The organism is Lactobacillus laiwuensis, from assembly GCF_019972835.1.
Lineage (GTDB): Bacteria > Bacillota > Bacilli > Lactobacillales > Lactobacillaceae > Lactobacillus > Lactobacillus laiwuensis.
The window spans coordinates 1-21,552 of sequence record NZ_BPPB01000007.1; the positions used below are offsets into that span (position 1 = coordinate 1).

A 21,552-nucleotide genomic window follows, 5' to 3' on the forward strand; every position below is an offset into this window, starting at 1 on the left:
CTTTTTGCCGTCTTGCCCGACAGCGTTTATTATCTTACTAAAGCAGCTCGCTTTTGTCAACTGCTTTTGCTCGATTTATGTTGAGCTTGTTATTTGACGTAACTCGCTCAGACACAAGTAATACCTTACTCTTTTTGCATTCATTCGTCAAATTAATCATTTTGTTCGTTATTTAAGTAAAATAGCTTTCGAATTAGTTTTGTCTAATACCTGTTAGACCCATTTCTTTATTTTTTAGACTAGACCAATTAGCTAATTATTCGTAATTCGATTAATTTTGCTATTTACACTGCCCCAAATTTTTATAAAAAAATTTCGCAAGTTTATTCAACTTGCGAAATCACAGTAAACTGCTACTTATTAAATCAGAGTTTCTTCCTTAGTAATCTTTTTCATTCCGTTCATATAAGGAACCAAAACTTCTGGTACATTAACTGTACCATCTTCATTTTGATAGTTTTCTAAAATTGCGGCAACAGTTCTGCCTACTGCCAAACCTGAGCCGTTAAGAGTATGTGCCAAGTGCAGCTTGCCATCTTCATCACGGTAACGAATTTGCGCGCGACGAGCTTGAAAGTCAGTACAGTTAGAGCAACTGGAAATTTCACGATATTTATCTTGAGCTGGCATCCAAACTTCCAAATCATAAGTCTTAGCACTGGTAAAACTAGCATCCCCAGTAGACAAAGCCACAACGTGGTATGGTAAATCAAGTTTTTGCAACAGGTGTTCAGCGTTATGAGTCAGTTTCTCTAATTCATCCCAAGAATCTTCCTGCTTGCAAATTTTAACCATTTCAACTTTTCTAAATTCATGCATTCTAATCAGACCGCGAGTATCACGTCCAGCTGAACCAGCTTCACTCCTAAATGCCGGTGATAATGCAGTAACATTGATTGGTAGCTTATCACCATGAATAATTTCATCACGGAAATAATTAACAAGCGGCACTTCAGCAGTAGGAATCAAAGTTAAGTCCCGTGGCTTGTCAGGATTGTCATTATCAACAATGGTATAAACATCTTCGCGGAACTTAGGGAATTGTCCTGTACCTTGCATTGATTCATCATTAACTAAATATGGTGGAATTATTTCGGTGTAGCCTTCCTTAGTGTTTTCATCAAGGAAAAAGTTAAATACAGCTCGTTCAAGTAAAGCACCGGCACCCTTATAATAGACAAAGCGGGCACCTGAAACTTTAGCACCTCTGTCCCAGTCCAAGATATCAAGATCAGTACCAATATCCCAGTGTGCCTTAGGCTTAAAAGCTAATTTAGTTGGTTCATGCCACTTACGAACTTCTTCATTATAACTTTCATCAGGTCCAATTGGATCAGAATCGTCTGGGAAATTAGGCAGTCTCAGCAAAATATATTCTTGTTTTTCAGTCAATTCAGCAACTTTATCATCAAGTTCCTTAATTTCCTGTCCTACTTCACGCATTTTTTGCACTGCAGCAGAAGCATCTTCTTTATTTCTCTTAATTTCCGCAATTTTCTTTGAAACTGTATTGCGCTCTGCTTTTAGCTGCTCACTGCGGTTCAATTCTTCACGCCGATCGGCATCAATTTTAACCAATTCATCAAGCTCTTCCGGCTTAACACCACGTCTACCAAGTTTATCCTTGGCCCAATCAAGATTCTCGCGAATCACCTTAATATCCAGCATCTTTTAACCTCCACAAAAAAAGCCAACTCATCCCACATGATTGGGACGAATTGGCTCATACATGGCTTCGCGGTACCACCCAGTTTCAGCTAGTATTTAGCTGCACTTCATTAAGTCGGCGATAACGATGCCGCGTGCCGTGTAATTATTAATTACCCACATTAATGGAATCTGGAAACGACATCTATTCGCTTGCACCAAGATGCGAACTCTCTGAATCAGTCTGAGGATTCCGTGTTTGGATATTATTTTAAGCTATTATGCTTTTTTTAGCAAACAATATTTAATGTTTTTATAATTATTTTTGTAAAAAATTTTGCCTACTTTAAATCACTTTTCTTTATTGAACCAATCTGCCTTTTTTAACAAAAAATAATCTTCCCGATATTGAAATAACTTACTTAACTTGCTCATATCGACTGAATAAATATATTTAAAGCCCAGGCGAGTAAGTAAATTTTGTGAACGAAAATTATTTTTAAAAGTGCCGGCCCAAATTTCAGATTGATTGAGCTGTTTAAACGCATAATCTAGAAGTATATTTAAGGCTTCGGTCATATAACCTTGACCAGAAAAATCCTTATCAAGTAAAAAACCAATTTCTTTGGTATGCAATAACTCTTCTTCGCTAGTACCTCTATTATATAGTTCAACTAAGCCGATTAACTCCTGAGAATTTCTAAGGCAAATGCCATAACTATACTTTCTTGCAGCATACTTTCCTGCGGCAACTTCAGCCTCCGCTAAATTTTGATAATGCCCAAAGCCGGCTAAGCGCTGATAATATTGATCTTGCCCCCATTTAAGCAGAGTTGGTGCATCAGATAATTTGAAGGGACGAAAATAAATTCGACTGCTCATTAATTACCTATCAACCTAAGTAGCCAGTCCATACCAAAATCAAGTGCCAGACTGTATGCTGCAATGGTCCAAGGCTTACCTAGGATAATAATCCAAAAATAGGTCCAGAATTTCATGTCAGTTAAACCTGCTAAAAGACATAAAACATCGTCCGGTGCCATTGGCGCAATAATACAAATTGCAAAAAACCAGTTAAACTTACGTTGGTTTTTAGTCCACTTCATATATTTATCAAGAGTTTTTTCAGAAACAATATGAAGAATAAAAGGTCTGCCGTAAAAGCGCGCTAAAAAAAAGTTGATAATTGAACCAATACAGATTCCCACATAATTGTATATAAAACCTGCTATCGGCCCAAAGAAAATGACCCCTCCTAAAAGTGAAACACCACCGGGAATAATAGGAATAACAACCTGAATTATCTGGATTAAAACAAAAATAATCGGCCCAATTATTCTCTTGTTAGCCAAATATGCTTTCATTTTAGCCTGACTGGTAAATATTCCTAATTTATACCAGTATATACATAAAATAATAATGATAATCCCGCTGACAACGGTCAAGATATTAATCAGTCTTCGACTAGCTTTAGCAGACAGATGCATAGCTTACCTCCAATGTTAAGCCTAATTTTACCAAAAAATAAGCATAGTGATTACTATTTAAGTCATTAAATAATAATAATTAAAATATTTTAATTATTTTCCTGAAGTGAAAGCAATTTGGGTTTAAAGCAAAAACTAGCTATTATTACAGTATAATAGATCTAAAAAATATAATTTTGGGGAGGAAAATCGGATGGTAGAAATTATCAATGATGTCACTTATGATGAGCAAAGAAATCTTAAGGTAGATATTTATAAGCCGGACAACAATAGTTTTAGTGATAAAATACTGCTGTTTTGGCATGGTGGAGGCTGGTTTCGGGGAGATAAAAACAGTTTTAAAGACTTATGCCAAAATATTTCCGATAGAGGTTTTACTGTTTTTGCCCCTAATTATTCTCTTGCGCCACAATACCCTTTTCCAGCAGCACATCAAGACAGCATTAACTTTGTCAAATGGCTAATGCAAAGTGAGTTTGTAATTAATAAAAAGCCCCACATTACTCAAATTGGTGCCAGCAGTGGTGGCACAATGGCGCTGAATATTGCGGGTAAATATGGCTTTCCAACAGTAACATGGTCTGCTCCTGTCAGTTATTCTGCCTGGATAAAAGACCATACAGAAGTTACCCCTGCGGTTGATGGTCGAAAAGAACTGGGCTTATCTGATTTACACGATATCAATAATGCTTTTTATAAATATTTTACTTTAGCATATGCCGGTTCTGAAGATGAAAAGGTATTAAAAAAGATTGATGCTGATTCATATGATTACAGCAATTTACAGCAATTATTAATGATCAATTCTGCAGATGAATTATCTCCTATTAATTATTTACTTAATTTTATTAACTTTTTAGCAAAAAATAATCATGCCGTTGACCTAAAATTAATAGCGGGTAAGCGACATGCAATGACTTATGCCAATCAGTATTTAGAGGAATCATTAACTTATCTTTTAAATGCAATAAAATAATCTTAACTTTTACTTACTAATTATTAGTAAAATATTCTGTATGTGCTATAATGATTAATGAAAACGGTTTATATTGATTTTGAGAAAAATCTATCCTGATTAAAATTTAAGGAGATAATATTATGGCTAAATATCAATCTATTAATCCATATACTAATGAAACTTTTGCCAGCTATGACAATCCTACAGCTGAACAAATCGAGGATGCTCTAAACTTGACCGATGCACTTTACAAAAAGTGGCGCCATGAAGGCCCTGAAACCCGAACCGCAACGTTGCATAAAGTTGCAGACGGTTTACGTGAGCATAAAAAAGAAATGGCAGAGATCATGACTCGCGAAATGGGTAAAATGATTGGAGAATCTGAAGGTGAAGTCGATCTTTGTGCTTCTATTTGCGATTACTTTGCCGACAAAGGGCCTGAATTGTTAAAACCTGAGCCAATTGATTCCAAATTGGGTGATGCATATTACCTAAAGCAGGCTACTGGCGTTGTAATGGCATGTGAGCCTTGGAATTTCCCACTTTATCAAGTAATCAGAGTATTTGCACCAAACTTTATTGTTGGTAATCCTATTATTCTGAAGCACGCCCACAATGTTCCCGGTTCTGCAGCATTGATTGCTAAAATTATTAAACAGGCAGGTGCCCCTGAGGGCAGCTTGATTAATATGTATCCAAGCTACGATCAACTTGATCAAATGATTGCCGATCCTAGAATTCAGGGCGTAGCGTTGACTGGTTCAGAACGTGGTGGTTCTTCGGTTGCTGAAAATGCTGGTAAAAATCTGAAGAAGTCGACCATGGAACTTGGTGGTAATGATGCCTTCATTATCCTTGACGACGCTGATCCTGAAGTTTTAAAGCAGGCGCTTAGTTCAGCCAGAACTTATAATGACGGCCAAGTATGTACTTCTTCTAAGCGTATTATTGTCGTTAAGTCCCGCTATGACGAAACGCTGCAAGAATTAAAGAAGGTCTTTTCTAGTTTGAAGCCAGGAGATCCGCTTGATCCAAGTACTAGCTTGCCACCAATGAACTCACAAGGTGCAAAGGAAAAACTGACTAAGCAAGTAAATGGCGCTATTGCAGCAGGGGCAAAAGTGTTCTACCAATATCCTGAAATTGATTCAGATGGTGCCTTCTTCCGCCCAACTATTCTGACCAATGTTGATCGTGACAATCCTGCATTTGACCAAGAGTTCTTTGGCCCAGTTGCTATCGTTTACGAAGTAGAAGATGAAGATGCTGCTATTGCTTTAGCTAACGATTCCAGTTACGGTCTAGGTTCTTCTGTTATCAGTTCCAACATCAAGCGTGCTCAGAATGTAGCTGCGCAAATTGAAACTGGTATGAGCGTAATCAACGGCACATGGATCAGTTCTGCTGAATTACCATTCGGTGGTGTAAAGAAATCAGGCTATGGTCGTGAGCTTAGCGACCTAGGTTTGATGGCTTTCGTTAACCAACATTTAGTAATTTCTATGCCAACCAAATAACTTATCATTAAGATATAAACTAAAAAGCTGATAAACTGCGTTACTAAATAAGAACGCTGATTTATCAGCTTTTTTTATTATTGCTTTTGACGGTGGCGGAATAAATTATACCCTGTGAGTCCTGTCGTCATCACGCTAGCCAAAATTAAGAAATAAGTTGAAGCGCCTATTGAAACTGCGTACAAAAGTAGTTGACTGGTAATACTGTGTAAAATGCCGCGATTAGAAAGCGAACTATTAGACATTCTATAAATAATGTAAATTAAAAAGACAGTTTCAACCAAAGAAAGTAAAAATGCAATGGCCCTGCTCTTTTTAGTATCCCTCATAGTATGATAAATAATAAATAGCGGAATTAGAACTATGATTAACCAAATTACACAAAGCACAATACCTGAAAGCAATGTCGCATTTGAAGAAAAAAGCCTGCCAGCAAGCCCAAAAGTTACACGAGTAATGGACATTTTTTGGCCATAAGTCACGTCTAAAACAGATGCACCAGAACCAGTAAATAAAACTATTAGATTTATTACTGCCATTAGTACTACTAAAAGTTGCACATAGGAAAAATGTTTTTTCTTGTTGATAGCTGTTTTTTCAGCAGAACTTCTTTGAGCTAACCTGCTTTTAGCTTTCACTTTTTCTTTTGATTCAGCTACGTCATTAAACATATTGGATCCGAGTTGATTTATTTTTTGTGTTAAGCGCTCATCCGCGGTATAGCGATCAATTTTTTCTTGACGGCTACACACAAAGTAAAGCCAGACAAGTAATGCAAAAAAGCAAATCCAACCAAAGCTGCGGGAAAAACTCATGAGAATTAGTAAAGCAATTCCCAATAGAAAAACAATCATACTATTGACATGAATCCATTGCAGCATTCGTTCGATAACCGAATTTTGTTTTTCTGGATAAAATTCTTGCCGGTATACCTTGCGACTGGCTATTTTTTTACCGGTCTCTTCATCTTCAAAGTTAGCCTGTTGGTGTTGATCCGTGAAAAAAGTCTCACGGTATTTTTGTAAATCAAACTGGCAATTGGGACAGGTAACATCCTCGTCAGAGACAGGACGACCACAATTTGGACAAGTAGTCATAAGAAACTTCCTTTAAACAATAATTATTAATAGCTTAATCATAAAACAAAAATAGCGCTAAGGAAAATTCTTTATCACTATTTTAATACAGTCTTTTACTGTAATTCTTGAATTCGTGCCTTAACTTGCTTTATTTCAGAAATTGAAGCCCGCGAATCAAGCATTAATTGATCGAGCTTAAATTTAAGTAACTCTAATTCATTATTGTTGCCTTTTTTGGACTGCTTCTTTTGGGCAGTTGATGTGATTAACTGACTATTCTTAATTTGCCATTTAGGAACTTCAAGTTGCTTGATAAATTCCTGATCGTGCGAGACGAGAATCATGGCAAAGGGATAAGCGGTGACAAATTCGGCCAGTGCATTAACCGATGCAATATCTAAAAAGTTAGTCGGTTCATCCAGCAGCAATAAATTATATTGGCCTGTTAGTATCTTAGCTAAATTAAAACACACTAGCTGGCCACCACTAATATCACTTATTTTGTGCTCACCGTATTGGCGCAAATGCAAATCGCCTAAGACCTGCATAGTCGAACTATCATCGAAGATACTGGTGGCAAAAAGAGAATCTAATAAGGTTTTATCTGTTTGGCTCGCAACTATGTTTTGGTTAAAATAACCTATTTTCAATTTAGGATTATAAAAGCCGGTTAATTGTTTATTCTTGATTTTTTTCAGAAAAACAGTCTTGCCACTCCCGTTTTGCCCAATTAAAACTACTTTTGAGCCATAAGCAAGATTTACTTCCTGCGTAATGTTAAATAGCTTTTGACCATATGCATTAATTGGTTGTTTTTCCAACCGTAATGCCTTGCTTTTAGGAGAAATCGACAAATCAGTTATTGCATTGTTGCCATTTTTTAAGGTAATCGCATGATGCATTTGCGGCTTCTTTATTTCTGCTTTTTCCTTATTGATGCGGTTAGCGAGATTCTTACTAGCTCTTATAACATTATTTGCAGTTTTTTGTTTTCCCAGCGACTTTGACCGCCAATCAGAAGAAGAAAGTCCCTTTTTATTATGAGAAAAAGTTTTGGCCTTATTAACATGCTGATGATAACTTTTAGTAAGTTGCTCAAGGTGCTTTTTCTTTTGCTCATAAATCGTTTCTGCCCGTTTTCGCTGATCTTCGCTAAAGTTGCGAAACTCTTCATAAGTCCCTGAGAAATTGTGTACTTCTTTATTTTGAATATACCAGATTGAATCACAAACTTTGTTCAAAAAATTCTGGTCATGACTGATAATTAAACAGGCAATTTTGCTTTTATTTATTAATTTTATTAACCATTGTTGCTGCGTAATATCCAAATTAGATGTGGGTTCGTCCAAAAGCAGCAAACCGTTAGGCATATTTTTTAGTTGGGCGATGGCCTTACTGAGAGCCAGTTTTTCCCTTTGTCCACCGCTCTTATCCCCAGCATCAAGCAGTTGCGGAACATAGGCAAAATTACAATTATTAGCAACTACACCTTTAATGGTAAATAAATCCGTAAATTTTTCTTGAGCAAGTATCCGCATTAAAGTTGTTTTACCAGCACCGTTGTTGCCAACTAAGCCAATTTTTTGCCCAGAATTGATGCTCAAATTTGAGACTGTCAGCAGTTTAGAAGCTGCCACGCCAATTTGTAAATAATCTATTTTAATTAATTCCACTATCAAACCTCAACGTGCACGCAAAATACACTAAATAAGCTGCAATTCATTGAATTGCTAAAATTACTCTATCTGCTAAAGTGAATCGCTCTAGGTTGAGTTAAAAATTAAAAAGTGGTAATTGATTTAAAACTACAGCTAGAGCTTATTGATTATTTACTTGTCTTGACATGCCAGTATTCCTTACTTTCTACTTAAAATTTAATTAAAAGCATTATACTATAATGAACAATCTTTTGTAAACCAGTCAAGAAGTGCGTTAAGCAAAAAAAGGCTGAAATCCTCTAAACGAGAATTTCAACCTTTTAATTAAGTTCAATTAATTTTTAGCACGCTTATTCTTATGCCAATGGACACCTTCATAGGTCAACTTGACAGCAGCTGACAAGGTAATCGGCATAATAAAGACCAAGATTATCAGTCCGATAATCACTGCCAAGGCCACTTCAATCAGAGTTGGAATCCCTGAAGGGATTAGCGCAGCAAAAGTACCACCTAAAATGATAGCAGCTGAAACTACAACTGTGCCGATAATGCCACAGGCCTTGAGCATTCTTTGACTTGGCTTACCGTCTTCAAGTTCACGATAGCGAGTCATTAAGAAGATACTGTAGTCAACGCCCAGGGCAATTAACATGATGAAGCCGAAGAATGGCGTGTTCCAAGTTAGCATAGTTTTGCCTAATGCTGCTTTTACTACCCATTCCGTAATTGATAATGAACAGAAGTAAGCAATCAGTAGTGTACCCAAGATATAAACTGGTTGCAAAAGTGAACGAGTTACAAAAATCAGCGCAATGCCAATTCCAATTAACATGATGGCAGCAGTTCTAATAAAGTCTCTGTTGGCAATATCTTTGATGTCAGCAATGTTAGAACTTTCTCCGCCCATTGCTACTGTGGCTTTTTTGAGCCTGGTTCCTGCTAAGGACTTTTTAGCCATCAAACTCAGATCCTGCGCCTTCTTGGTTGCTTTAAGGCTACTTGGATTTGACTTAAAGACAATCATCAGCATGGCTGACTTCTTGTCAGGACTCAAGTAATTCTTAATCGAAGTTTGGAAAGTATCGTTTTTAATAAATTCCTTTGGGATATAGAAAGTATCTGCGGCTGAGGAGCTTGCTAACCCATTAAGATAGGCTGCACCTTGTCCAAGTCCACTATTAACTTCATCTACCCCATTAGTAATCTTTGGCGTACTTGAAGCTAACTTGCCGGCACCTGAATTAAGTTGGCCAACACTGGAATTTAATTGACCGATACCTGAACTTAATTGACCTGTACTGGAATTAACCTGACCAATACCAGAGCTTAATTGACCAGCGCTGGAATTGAGTTGACCAATGCCGCCATTTAGAGTAGAAGCTCCACTATTTAATTGACCAGAAGCAGTGGCTAATCTGCCGACACCAGATTGCAGTTGACCCATTTGACCAGATACATCTGGCATTGATGCGGAAGCTTCTGCCCAGGATTTTTCTAAAGCAGCACCAGCAGCTTGCATGGCAGCCATCTTCTGTTGTTGAGTTAAACCGGGTATACTGTTAATACTCTTTGATAGGTTAGCTTTATAGCTCTTTTCTAAAGCAGCCTTAGTATTTTTCTGCGCATTTGCGATACCAGCACTGCCACTTGCCAATTGCGAATTCAACTGATTAAGGCCACTGGTCATTTGCTGGGTTCCGCTCTGCAGACGGCTTGCACCACCTTGCAGTTGCCCAGTACCGTTTTGCAATTGGCTGGCACCATTTTGCAGCTTACCCGTACCAGCTTGCAATTTGCTGGCGCCATCTTGGAGTTGACTAGTACCATTTTGCAACTGACTAGTTCCGTCAGCCAACTTGCTTGCACCCGCAGTAACTTTTTGGCTTGCCTTGCTTAATTTACCTAAACCGGCACGTGCTTGATCAACACCTTGGTTAACTGTATTAAGCTGGTTATTGACGTAAAGCTGATCGATGCTTTCACCATAAGGCTGAGTTACAGAAGTGACGAAAGCCACATCTCCAGATGCCTGGAGTTGTCTGGTTAATTGATCAATCAGACGTAAGTCGGCTTCATTATCAAGTTTGTGATCACTCTTAATATAAAGTGTAGAAGGTTCAGCCATCCCTTTTGAAAAGTGATCTTCAACAACTAGCATCCCTGCTTTAGCTGAAGTACTATTATCAATCTCATCAGTGTCATCATAATTCAAGTGACCGGTATACATCAGACCAAAAGGAAGCACAACCACAGCCAGTACAATTAAGTAAATAATTGGGTGAGCAAGTGTCGCTTTGGAAATACCATGCCATAATTTATCTTCATGCTCACCAGTAAACTTTTTCACCGGCCAGAACATTTTTTCTCCCAAAACAGCCATGAAGAAAGGATTGAGTGTCAGCAGCACTATTAATAAAACTGCTACGCCGACCGCAACACCAACTGCTGAGCGATAAATGGAAAAGTTAGCCAAACTCAGTGCCGAAAATCCGATTAAGATTGAAGAACCGGAATACAAAATGGTTTTACCAGCCACCTTCAAGGCACTGTTCATCGCTTCGTAGCGGCCCATTCCTTTACCCAGATCCTCTTTAAATTTATCATACAAGAGAATGTTATAGTCCGTACCAATTCCGAACAACACAATAATCATAAAGACTTGTGTAAAGTTGGAAAACGGGAAGTTCTGGTATTTAACTAAGTTAGTAACAATCGCAAATGATGTGATGAAGGAAACTCCAACAGTCAGTAATGAAATTAGGGGCACTATTGGCGACCTGAAGACAATTACTAACACGATGAAAATAAAGATAACGGTAATTACTTCCGTTTTCTTAATTCCCTCTTGAATAGCATTTGAGAAGGCATTTTGTAAAACATCAGCACCAGTAACATAAGTCCTGATGCCGGCAGTTTTGACTGCTTTATTCAACTCATCCTCAACATCATTAACCGGTCCGTGCTTTTTAGCCACATTCAACTGCATTATCCAAGTTGTATTATCCTTTGACTGCAGCTTTTTCTTAGTAGCAATATTATCATCTGGGCCTAAAACCATTTTAATGCCATACTGATCTTGCTTATCTTTAAGTCTGTCAATAGTTTCATTAATGGCATTCTTATCATCAGATGTCAATTTGCCTTTTTGCTTATTAAAGACCACCGCAATCTGATAGGTATCTTTTTGTTTAGGACCCCAATCATTTTGAATTGATTTTGCAACTTCACTTTGAACGTCAGACGGTAAGGAAATATTTGAGTGCTCACGGGTTAACCCTGTAACGTCCGGCAAAGCCACAAAAGAAATGATTAAAATTAAAATCCATGCAATTAACGAGAAAATATGATTTTTTACTAGTTTATGCACTCTGATTTTCCTTTCTATTTTTTTGCAATAATTTATTGGGCTGAACCAATTGAATAATTAATTCATGATAACCCTGGTCAGCCTCTTCACTAGTTTCTTCTGTAAAAGAATCTGATACATCTAGGAAAACGTATCCTAATACTGCCCCAATTAAGGAATGGAGCGAAACCGTGCTGTCACTTCTCAAATTTAGTTTGTCAGCCAAAGCTATTATCTTTAAAATTTCTTGGGTAATAGCATCATCTCTTTGGTATTCATTCAGATGATAGAGAATACTAATTAATGCAGGATCGTCCAAAATAAAATCACGAACGATATCCGCAAACTTAAGTAAAGCCTCTTCACCTGAAATTCCAATCAAATTATCAACTAATTTTTTACCTAAAATTTTAATTCTGCTTGCACCGACAAGCGACAACAGTTGCTTTCGACCTGAAACGTAATGATAAAGTGACTGTGAACGAACGCCTAACTCTTTGGCTAGGTTCGGCAGAGTGGTCGCGGAAAGTCCCTTTCGTCCAATCAGCTCCGTCGCCTTCGCAATCACCTTATCCAAATCAAGGTTTCTTTTTCTAACCAATTTCACCCCTCCTTCTGACAGCATACTGAATAATATAGCACTACAATATGAAGAATACAATCTACAAGCTGTAAATTATTTTAAAATAATAAAAAAGCCCTAAAATATAGTTCTTATTAGGACCTAAAATTTAAGATTTGGTAAAGTATACGTCAAAAATGTTATTTAAAAAAGCTATTGACTGCCTTTCCCAGTTTAACAAAATTATGATCATTATTGCTCCAAACGCTGACGCAATAGGCATTACCATTAGATTGGACAAGTGCAACATTCGCTTTACCATCTCCAATGCCATATATCAGGCCTCTAGTATTACGAACAATTTTGGGTTTGGTCTTGACAGAACTTAGTGCTCCTAAAACTTGATTAGAATATTGTCTGCTTAAAATTTGATCATGGTACAAACTTACCATAATTTTGTTCAAATCATTTGCTGTGGTTAAAGCTGCTGGTTTGGCTGAAAATTTACCTTTAATTGTAGTATCATGTACCCCGGTTTTCTTAATAATAGAATTAACGGTAGCGGGTTTAACTGTGCGCAGCAAAGCATTAGCTGCAGTCTTGTCACCTTGCATCATCAGCTGCTTCAAATAAGCTGCATTATACGCAATTCCCTTTTGCAGGACCTTTTCACCCTTAACGTGATCTGCTTTTTTGATCTTAATTGCTTTTGTGGAAACAAGCTTCCCATGTTGTTCTTGATAAGTCAAAGCAACGAGTAGAAATAGACGACTAATAGTATTTACTCCGTGTCGTTGACTGGTGTTAGAAACACGGGCATATTTATTATTATTCAGGTCTTGAACACAAACTTGATAGCTCTGATCCTTCCCCATTACTTGTATGATTTTTTCTGCCCATTTTTGCTCACTCCCAGAAGCAATTTTAATGTGATTGGGATATTCCACAGTCGCAACTTTTGGTTCACGTACAGTACTTTTTCCCTTTTTATTTTTGACAACCTGCTCCTGTCCTTGACCGACAATTTTCAAACTGCTGTTTTCTACTTTTTTTAGATTAACAGAATAGAGCATAAAAGCAATCAGAGCCGTAATTAATGAGCCTAGCAAAACTTTATTTTTCATTTACTTGCCTCAATTTAAAAGAAATGATGTCGTTTCATTAATACAATCAGCCATACCATCAAAAAAACGGTAACTACAATGATAGCAATCCAGTCAGACGAGCTATGGCCAACCGGGAGACTGACATTCATCCCGTAAAAACCGGTTAAAATAGTAGGAATAGTTAAAACCAAAGACCAAACTGTGAGGAACTTCATCGTATCGTTCAAGTTATTGTTCATCATATTATTTGAAGTTGCAGACAAAGTTTGGGTTACCTGTTGCGAAATTTTCACCATTTCTGCCGATTGGTTTGACTCAATTAAAACATCATCAAGACGTTCACGCCCCGGCTTGGTAAAATCCAATTTAGACATTTTTAAACTGTGCAGCATCATTAAGTTAGTCTGAATAGAGCTAGACAAATACACCAGACTCTTCTCAATGTTCGACAGCTCTACTAAATCCTTGTTATTAATGTCACCAGAAAGCTTTTGATCTAAACTATTGCGTTCTGCATCAAGTTGAGTAACCGCTCGTTGAAAATACTGCGAAGAATACAGTAAAAACTTCATTAAAAGTTCAGTAACATCTTGCGCCAAGGATAGTTCCCGTCTAGTAGTCGTGTCATTAAACTCATCAAATACATAACTAGTTGATTGCGTATGAAAAGTAAAAATGTTTTCCCCCGATATTAAAAAAGTTACTGGGTGAGCCGTAAAATGCTTGATGGTTTTAGTTGGCCAAATAGGTACATCATAAACCAGCAAATTGATATGCGTATGCGTATCATAATCATAGTGGGGTCGTTCATGTCGGTCTGAAATATAGGTAATCATGTCAGGAGTAAAATGAAAATCTATTTGCAGCTTATTACTGTCTTCTTCACTCAAATTGCTGATATCATACCATTTATAATTAGTTTCTACTGGAAACTTTTGTTCTTTGATCACATTTTCACCCCTGGCCACTATATTTAGCTAGTGCTGCCACCAGCTTTGTTATGCCATTATTATCTTAACATTGAAGAGAAAAACGACAAATAAAAAAACAGGTCAAGACCTGTTTTTTAAATTTTTTATCACATTTCTATTGTTTCCAAGCTGCATCAAATTTATTTTTACCTGTTGTAATGGCTTTTTCAACATTACGGTTCTTTTGTGCAGCAGATAAGATTGACTGCATAATTGGGGTTAATTGACTAAATGTAGCACTAGAGTCCTTAATTACAGGAACACTGTATAGTGAGTTGGCATTAAGAATGTCTTCCAATTTGGCCGGCAGTTTAAAATCTTTATTCGACTTATATTCGTCAGATTTTGTAGCACTTTCATTAACCGGAATATAGCCGGTTTCTTTAGCCCACTTAATTTGACTATCTTTAGAAGAAAGATATTTCATAAATTTGAAAGCAGCAGCTTTCTGCATCGCACTTGCGTGGCTAAACATATAAATATCAGTACCTTGTGACATAGTGTATTTGCTTGGCCGAGCTGCAACCTCATAAGTGAAACCCTTTTTAGCAGCCTGTTTAATCCAGGTTTCAGTTGAAGAAGAGGTTACAAACATAGCTAGTTTTTTGTTAGTAAATGGAATATACAGGTATTTATCAGAGCCAGGCATTCTAAAGTAGCCCGACTTTTCACCGTCGATAAAGTAGTTGAGCAGTTTTCTGGATTTTGCACCGGTAAAATCAATTTTACTAGAGAAATTCTCGCCTTGATTCTTCATTCCTAAAACATAGTAGTTGTCTAAGTCATCAAAGCCGGCACCAACTACTTGATGGTTACTCTTTTGATAAATAGTCTGAGCAGCTTTTTTAACCTCAGCCATCGTTGCAGGGACTTTGGTTATGCCATACTCCTTAAACATCTTTGGGTTATAAATTAAAACCTCGATTGACTTGTTAAACGGAATACCGTATTGAGTGCCTTTAATTTGGGCACTGTTCAACATATCCTGTTTAATGCCTGATGCGGCAACGCTGCCCCAACCGACATCTTTATTATTAATGTATGGCTTAAGGTCTACCAGCATCTTATTCTTGGCTGCACTCTCAAGCCAACCCGGATATGCCTGAGTGATCGTTGGCAAATTCTTAGGTGATTGTAAAGTTGAAGTAATTTTTGATTGCAGATTATCATAATCACCTTGTTGCTCAAGCTTAATCTTAATTTTAGGATTTTTATTCTCAAAGTCCTGAGCTAAACTTTTCAGAGTTTTTTCCTGAGCACCCTGCATCCCGTGCCAAAAGACAACTGTGGTTTTCTTAGTTACTTTAGGAATTTTGCTTGAACTTGATGACGATGAATTACTGTTATTTGAACAAGCAGCAGTTCCAACTAAAGCCAAGCCCGCGACTGCTAGAGCCGCCAGCTTTTTACCGAAATTCATAATATTATTTTTTCCTCCAGAACATTTTTACGCGCTCACTAGTGATACTGTGAGCATTAATTCCCATTAATTGTATAGCAAATATAGATTAATTACAATAAATTAACCAAAAAAAATTCGGCTTTATTTGTATATTTTACTTTATTTAATTATATAGTTCACCACATTACGAACATTTATCAGGTAGTTACTCTCTTGCTTTTATTGCGGACAAAAAAAAGCTTGCCGTAAAAAGACAAGCTTTATGATAAAAATTGCTATTTAGTTTTTATTGTTTCCAAGCAGCATCAAATTTTGTTTTACCTGCTTTAATTGCATCATTAACATTTTGCTTCTTTTGTGCAGCAGCTAAAATGGTTTGCATAATTGGATTTAAACTGCCATATGCTGCACCGGCATCCTTAATAATTGGGACACTGTAAAGGTTTGCCATTGCATCTTCAAGTTTGGCTGGCAATTTCAACTTCTTGGTATCCTTGTACTCAGCAGAATCAGCGGCAGCTTGATTAACTGGAACATAGCCAGTTGCATTAGCCCATGTAAGTTGACTAGCTTTTGAAGTTAGGAACTTGATGTAGGTAAATGCAGCGGATTTTTGATCAGCTGAAGCATGCTTAAACATGTAAATGTCAGTACCTTGTGACATGGTGTATTTACCAGGACGAGGAGCAACATCATAAGTAAACTTGTTGCCTACACCTTGCTTAACAAACCCTTCACCTGCAGAAGTACCAATGTACATTGCTACCTTTTGGTTAGCAAATGGACCAGACAGATAGTGTTCTGAACCAGCTACTCTAAAGTAACCGTCTTTGATTCCATCTGCATAAAAATTAATAACTTTCTTCGAAGTGTCGCCAGCAAAGTCAATTTTACTTGAGAAGTCAACGCCTTCGTTCTTCATGCCTAAAGTGTAGTAGTTTGATAATGAGTCAAAACCTGCTCCAACGACTTTATGATTACTCTTTTTGTAGATAATTTGAGAATCTTTCTTCAGTTCATCCATAGTGGCTGGGGCTTTTTTAATACCGTATTTCTTTAATAAATCTGCATTATAGGTCAAAACTTCGATTGACTTGTTAAAAGGAATACCGTATTGTTTGCCATTAATCTTAGCACCATCGAGAAGTGCACTCTTGATATTAGAAGCTTCACTGCTGCCCCAACCAACTTCTTTACTATTAATGTATGGCTTTAAATCAACCAGCATGTTTTTGTTGGCAGCATTAAAGAGCCAGTCAGGATATGCCTGAGTAATAGTTGGCAAGTTATTAGGCGATTGCAAAGTTGAATTGATTTTGGCTTGTAAGTCATTATAAGCTCCCTGATTTTCCAACTTAACCTTGATCTTAGGATTTTTACTTTCAAATTCCTGTGTCAATTTCTTTAAAGTAGATTGTTGCACACCTGTCATACCATGCCAAAAGACAATATTAGTTGTCTTTTTGACTTTAGCAATTTTTTCTGAACTTGAAGATGAGGAAGAATTAGAATTGCTTCCGCCATTTGAACAAGCTGCAGTACCAACAAGAGTTAAACCAACAGCAAACGCAGTGGCCAACTTTTTACTAAACTTCATTTGGTTAAACCTCCCAAATATAAAAACTAAACAACATTTTTATGATTAATCAAAACGCAATTGTTTGGTTACGTTTTGGTAAAATCCTGTTACCATAAGGGTTTTCCACCAGCTCCGGATGCAATGTGTGCACAGGAATTAGTGTTGGTGGTTGAACCCAAGCAATAATTTGTTTTAGTTCTTGCTCGTCAGCGTGACCAGAACAACGCAACATTTGAACTTCAATATTTTGCTTCTCCAACTTTTGCAAAAATGGCTGATAGGCTGGATCAAAATCTCCTAATGGCTCAGCATTTGAATGAATATACAAGCCTCCTTTTTGCAAATGGTCAAAATCAGCAACTGCTTGCCAGAGGAATTCGTGATCATCATTTAGCAGCTCATCGTACTGAACAGCCAGTTCTGGTTTCAGATCAGCGAATTTTTGCTCCCCTGGCAAGTAGTAATACGGCAAATCCTGATTAATGCTTTCCTTGAGCAGATGAGCTCTTGCGGCATGTAAAACAACTCGGTGCGGTGAATCAGAAATAATGCGCAATAGCCGTTCTACATTGGTCGGATAAGTATTGAAAGTGATTTGCCGCTTAGGGTTGTCATTTTGCAATTGTACAAATTTGGCAGTCAGTTCATCCTCATTTTTAGGGCCGGTAAATTCTGCGCTATTTTCGTCATGCTTTTCTTCCGGCCAGGAAAAGCCGGTTGCTTCAGTAATTAAAACATCACAGTCTTTGGCTGCTGCCAAAAAATTTTTAACCCAGTCAGGATGATACCCGTGAAGACGAATATCGCCAGTATAGGCAATTGCTAAATCGGGTGTCCTAACTATCAGGCCAGTGGCACCATACGCATCGTGGTCACTGGGCCAAACAGTCATCGTAATATCGCCTACTTTTATTGGTTTTTGATACTCGGCTGCAATAATTGGGCGAGTATAGCTCGGCTCATGACCTGCAGCCGGCAGCAGAAAGTCGCCTTTTTCGTTTAAAGCAGGCAGCATCTTAGCTGTTATCGGCCCTGCATATAAAGGTATTTCTGGGGCCAAAAAATTCATGGCTTTGCTGTGATCCAGATGAAGGTGCGAAATATAAGCAGCCGCGTGTTCCCAGCGTTCATGATCAAGCGGCTTACCAGTTAGCTCAGGATCATAAAAATTAGGCACATCCCCAATTAACTGGTTATCAACTAAAGTCTGGTATTTTTCATCAGGTAGATTCAATTCCGGTCTGTAGACTTCACCCAAGTCAAACAGGACATGAGACTTGTTATAAGCTACTTCAATCATTGGCCCACCAATGGTATTTAAACCGTTGTAAAAAGTGATGGTAGTTTTAGCCTTTAAGGTCATTGCGCACTACCCCCTTGATGATTTGCTTTCTAAAGATTAAGTACAAGATTAAAATTGGTAAAACAGTTAAAGTTGCAGCAGCTAATTGCAATTGCGTCTCACTGCCGGCGTCAGAAGCAAAGGCTGACAAACCATTATTTAGAAGGCGCATCGTGTCTTCATTGGTAACCAGCAGAGGCCAGAGAAATGAATTCCAACCAGAGATAAAACTTAAAAGACCAACTGTAAACAAGCCACCCTTTGACATTGGTACTAAAATTTTCCAAATGTAGTCCCAATCGCTGGCACCGTCAATCATAGCTGCTTTATAAATCGTATCCGAAATTGAACCAAAGTAGCTCTGCAAGTAATACATGTAGAAAATGGAAGTCAAGAACGGCAAAACCAAGCCTACATAAGTGTTAAGTAAACCCATATGAGCAATTGTATTGTAGTTAGTAAAAATAATTGCTTCACCGGGTACCATCAATAGTGATAAAAGCACCATTTGAATTAAGCCCTTGCCCTTAAAGCGCAGGTTAACCATGGCAAAAGCGCCAAGCAATGAGTTAAACAGACTGACAATCGTAGTCACGCTGGCTGTTAAAACCGTGTTGAAAAAGTAGCGCCCAAATGGTGCACGAGCGAATACTTTGGCGTAGTTAGACCACTCAAAATGGTGGGGAATTAGTGTCGGCGGAATCGAAGTGGTTTCCTGAAAACTCATTAAGCCGCCCAAAATCATATATATGAATGGAAAAACGGTAATAACGGCAAAGAGAAATAAGATAATGTAGCTGAATAAGACTCCTAAACGAATTCGTTTCATTTAATTTTCTCCTATCTTCTTCATCATTTTCCGTTGCAAGAATGTCGCAAATAAAATAATCAGGAACAAAATTACGGTTGCAGCCATGGCAACTCCGGGAGTACCGACGATTTGAAACTTATTGTAAATGTAGAACACTGCGGTTGTTCCTGAATTGCCCACTCCAGCTTGCCCGTTGAAGAGTGCATAAACTGAAGTATAAATTTTAAAAGCCCCGATCACATTCATTGTTAGCAAAAAGGCAATAGTAGGAACCAGCTCTGGCATAGTAATGCGCCAAAACTTATCGCGACCGCTGGCGCCAAACATGTCAGCAATGGTATAAAAATTAGGATCAATATTACGCAGTGCCCCCATTAATATAACAATATTAAATGCTAAAGATGACCAGATTCCGAAAATAATAATCGTAGTTAAAGACATTGCCGGATCGTCAATCCAGTCAGGAGCCGGTAAATGCAGACACCTGAGCACGAAGTTTAACATACCGTAATCACCGTTAAAGATATAACGAAAGACAATCCCAATGGCAATTGTCGAGGTGACATAAGGCATAAAAAACGTGGTTTCAAAGAAGGACTTATGCTTAACCTTGTCAAAAATAATCCATGCCAGCATGATCGAAATTGCTAGACCCACTGGTACAGAAATAACAGCATATAGCACTGTATTTTTAATGGCCAGCCAAAATTCTGGGTCGTTAAAAATATACTGATAATTGCTAAAACCATTCCAGTGTAAGTCAATTAAGGAACCACCCTGAAAACTCATGCTAAATGCACGCAAAATAGGGTAAATACTAAATAAGGTGACAAAGATGATAGTTGGCGCTAAAAAAAGCCAAGCCTTTTTTTGATTTGTCTTCATTAGTAAACTCGCTCTCCTCCAGGTGTAAAAAGAAATACCCGATTAAATCGCATTTTAAGTTTAACTTGATCGCCTCGTTTAATTGGAGTTTCGAGATTAATTAGGGAACGCACTTGCTCATTATCAAATGTAAATTTTAAAATACGTTCACGTCCAATTAGTTCAATATCGTCTACCGTAGTCTCAAACAGGCCATTAGGATCAGGAACAATATTTTCGGGTCGAACAGATAAGACATACTCACCGTCTGGTATTTCCCGTTTAAAACGTGACTGCTCCAGATCGGCAAGATTTATCGTAAATTGGCTTGACTTTAATTCATTTGCAGTTTTTGTTACTTTAAAATTATCAATTACCGGATTGCCAACGAAGTTGGCTACAAAGTAATTATTTGGTTCCAAATAAAAGTTTTGTCCTAAATCATCTTGTTGAATAATGCCATCATTGAACAAAATAATCTTATCACCAATAGACAACGCTTCTTCTTGGTCGTGGGTTACAAAGAGGGTCGTAATCCCTACAGTTTTTACAAGTGACCTTATTTCTTCACGAATTTTCAGGCGCAATCTAGCATCCAAATTGCTTAATGGCTCATCCATCAGCAGAATTTGGGGTTCTTGCACCAAAGCACGGGCAATTGCTACACGTTGCTGCTGACCACCAGATAAATTACCCGGCTTTTGTTCAGCCAGTTCTGTAATCTGTGTCAACTCCATGTATTTAGTGGCAATTTTTTTGGCTTCTGCTTTAGGCTTTTTGTTAGCACCTACAATTAGCGGAAACATAACGTTTTGCAAAACTGTCATATGAGGATATAATGCATAATTTTGAAAAACATAACCGATATGGCGATCCTTAGGTGCAACTTTTACCACCGACTTACCGTTAAAGATAATATCGCCCTCTGTGGGATTAAGTAAGCCGGCCAATATATTTAAAATTGTTGTCTTGCCGCAACCAGACGGCCCTAGCAAGCAAACTAAATCTCCTTTTTTAACCGAAAAACTAACGTTTTTAATTGCTTCATGACCATTGTCATAAACTTTTCGCAGGTTTTTCACTTCAACAAATTTATTGTTATCCATTAACTCGCACCACTATAATCTCTATTTCTTTTTTACTCTCTTAATTTTATGATAAATAGTTTGAGAACACAACCTAATTTGCTTCATTAAAATTCGTAATTATCTTATCATAAGCAA

General features: G+C 37.6%; 17 protein-coding genes. 2 read left to right on the plus strand and 15 right to left on the minus strand.

The annotated features are described in order from the left end of the window. Window positions 1-360: 360 nt before the first annotated feature. From serS to LDM92_RS06840, 3 genes are all read right to left on the minus strand, one after another. Window positions 361-1,668, minus strand: a complete 1,308-nt coding sequence (serS, locus tag LDM92_RS06830) for a serine--tRNA ligase (protein WP_223902574.1) — start codon at window positions 1,666-1,668, stop codon at window positions 361-363. A gap of 330 nt (window positions 1,669-1,998) precedes the next feature. After that, on the minus strand, window positions 1,999-2,529 hold the full coding sequence (locus LDM92_RS06835; RefSeq protein ID WP_223902575.1) for a GNAT family N-acetyltransferase: 531 nt from the start codon (window positions 2,527-2,529) through the stop codon (window positions 1,999-2,001). Next, a complete protein-coding gene (locus LDM92_RS06840; RefSeq protein ID WP_223902576.1) occupies window positions 2,529-3,134 on the minus strand; it encodes a TVP38/TMEM64 family protein in 606 nt (201 codons plus the stop codon). Before LDM92_RS06840 ends, LDM92_RS06835 begins: the two co-directional genes overlap by 1 nt. 193 nt (window positions 3,135-3,327) lie before the next feature. Between LDM92_RS06840 and LDM92_RS06845 the strand changes: the two genes are divergently transcribed. Beyond that, entirely contained in the window at window positions 3,328-4,110 is a 783-nt protein-coding gene (locus LDM92_RS06845; protein ID WP_223902577.1) for an alpha/beta hydrolase, read from the plus strand. Between the two features lie 122 nt (window positions 4,111-4,232). Further along, on the plus strand, window positions 4,233-5,609 hold the full coding sequence (locus LDM92_RS06850; protein WP_223902578.1) for an NAD-dependent succinate-semialdehyde dehydrogenase: 1,377 nt from the start codon (window positions 4,233-4,235) through the stop codon (window positions 5,607-5,609). 77 nt (window positions 5,610-5,686) lie between these two features. Here LDM92_RS06850 and LDM92_RS06855 read toward each other — a convergent pair whose 3' ends face one another. The 12 genes from LDM92_RS06855 to LDM92_RS06910 form a co-directional block, all read right to left on the minus strand. Continuing rightward, on the minus strand, window positions 5,687-6,706 hold the full coding sequence (locus LDM92_RS06855) for a zinc ribbon domain-containing protein (RefSeq protein WP_223902579.1): 1,020 nt from the start codon (window positions 6,704-6,706) through the stop codon (window positions 5,687-5,689). Between the two features lie 95 nt (window positions 6,707-6,801). Beyond that, window positions 6,802-8,361 (minus strand): ATP-binding cassette domain-containing protein, encoded by a 1,560-nt coding sequence (locus LDM92_RS06860; protein ID WP_223902580.1) that lies wholly within the window; start codon window positions 8,359-8,361, stop codon window positions 6,802-6,804. A 319-nt stretch (window positions 8,362-8,680) separates the two neighbouring features. Further along, window positions 8,681-11,713, minus strand: coding sequence for an MMPL family transporter (locus LDM92_RS06865; RefSeq protein WP_223902581.1), 3,033 nt, complete (start codon window positions 11,711-11,713; stop codon window positions 8,681-8,683). Next, on the minus strand, window positions 11,706-12,293 hold the full coding sequence (locus LDM92_RS06870) for a TetR/AcrR family transcriptional regulator (protein WP_223902582.1): 588 nt from the start codon (window positions 12,291-12,293) through the stop codon (window positions 11,706-11,708). The genes LDM92_RS06865 and LDM92_RS06870 overlap by 8 nt, the downstream gene beginning before the upstream one ends. Window positions 12,294-12,454: 161 nt before the next feature. After that, the gene (locus LDM92_RS06875; RefSeq protein WP_223902583.1) at window positions 12,455-13,378 is read right to left on the minus strand and encodes a serine hydrolase; all 924 of its coding nucleotides are present in this window, start codon (window positions 13,376-13,378) and stop codon (window positions 12,455-12,457) included. Window positions 13,379-13,392: 14 nt separating this feature from the next. Continuing rightward, entirely contained in the window at window positions 13,393-14,310 is a 918-nt protein-coding gene (locus LDM92_RS06880) for a magnesium transporter CorA family protein (RefSeq protein ID WP_223902655.1), read from the minus strand. Window positions 14,311-14,446: 136 nt separating this feature from the next. Next, window positions 14,447-15,751 (minus strand): extracellular solute-binding protein, encoded by a 1,305-nt coding sequence (locus LDM92_RS06885; protein ID WP_223902584.1) that lies wholly within the window; start codon window positions 15,749-15,751, stop codon window positions 14,447-14,449. A 268-nt stretch (window positions 15,752-16,019) separates the two neighbouring features. Next, window positions 16,020-17,330, minus strand: a complete 1,311-nt coding sequence (locus LDM92_RS06890) for an extracellular solute-binding protein (protein ID WP_223902585.1) — start codon at window positions 17,328-17,330, stop codon at window positions 16,020-16,022. Between the two features lie 49 nt (window positions 17,331-17,379). Continuing rightward, a complete protein-coding gene (locus LDM92_RS06895; protein WP_223902586.1) occupies window positions 17,380-18,675 on the minus strand; it encodes an MBL fold metallo-hydrolase in 1,296 nt (431 codons plus the stop codon). Beyond that, complete coding sequence (locus LDM92_RS06900; protein ID WP_223902587.1) at window positions 18,659-19,483, minus strand: carbohydrate ABC transporter permease; 825 nt, start codon at window positions 19,481-19,483, stop codon at window positions 18,659-18,661. The genes LDM92_RS06895 and LDM92_RS06900 overlap by 17 nt, the downstream gene beginning before the upstream one ends. Continuing rightward, entirely contained in the window at window positions 19,484-20,350 is an 867-nt protein-coding gene (locus tag LDM92_RS06905; protein WP_187154942.1) for a carbohydrate ABC transporter permease, read from the minus strand. After that, window positions 20,350-21,435 carry an ABC transporter ATP-binding protein gene (locus LDM92_RS06910; RefSeq protein ID WP_223902588.1) on the minus strand — a complete coding sequence of 362 codons (1,086 nt, stop codon included), beginning with the start codon at window positions 21,433-21,435 and terminating at the stop codon, window positions 20,350-20,352. The genes LDM92_RS06905 and LDM92_RS06910 overlap by 1 nt, the downstream gene beginning before the upstream one ends. Between the last annotated feature and the right edge of the window lie 117 nt (window positions 21,436-21,552).